General features: G+C 49.8%; 1 protein-coding gene. It reads right to left on the bottom strand.

The window, feature by feature from the left end; all coding sequences use genetic code 11:
• Positions 1–341 precede the first annotated feature (341 nt).
• Positions 342–548: a hypothetical protein gene (locus QWL29_RS26570; protein WP_305825852.1), complete on the bottom strand. Its 207-nt coding sequence runs from the start codon at positions 546–548 to the stop codon at positions 342–344.
• Positions 549–628: the final 80 nt, after the last annotated feature.

Genomic DNA, 628 nt, shown 5'->3' with positions numbered 1-628 from the left:
ATTATTCGTTAAACGCGTTTACGATCAAACGGGACTTGACAACTAATTAACCCTTCGCCGTCAAAAGCCTTGGACCAACCTGAGTGCACATTAAGACGCCTTGCCGTCAAGATATCTTGTTGCAGACCGTAAGTGCCAGGAGCTTTGATGTCACTCCTTATTTCCTGAGGATGATTCTTGTGAATTGGAACGGGTGCGCATTCAGGAGAGGCGGCAGTTGCTTTACTGGCAAAAAATGCGAACGTGAGCAATGGTAGCAACTCCCGCAGGGATGGCATGCAACCGCCTATCGTGGAGGATTCATTGCGCAGTCGCCCGTTCGTTTTCATGGCATATGTTCGTTATTGTACGCCGGGTTCAACGCGCATCGATGGCGCACTAAGCAAGTTACGCATTTCATTGTTGCGCATTATCGTGCTGCTTTTGTCGTCCCACATCTTTGCCAAGGTCTTCAGGCCATAGATACGGTTGTTTTCAATGACCACATCTTTGCTGTCGATGACCGATATCGCGGCGGCAGGGGCGGTTCCGGGGCTGCTGTCGACCACAATGTCGTTATTCCTGATGACTGTGCCGTTACTATGTGTTTAGTATCGTGCGATCATATTCCTCGCCGTAGCTGGCCTTT

The sequence above is a fragment of the Massilia brevitalea genome, from assembly GCF_030711405.1.
Lineage (GTDB): Bacteria > Pseudomonadota > Gammaproteobacteria > Burkholderiales > Burkholderiaceae_D > Telluria > Telluria brevitalea.
The sequence above is the reverse complement of the archived record's forward strand: the minus strand, read 5'-3'. Positions and strand labels throughout refer to the sequence as shown.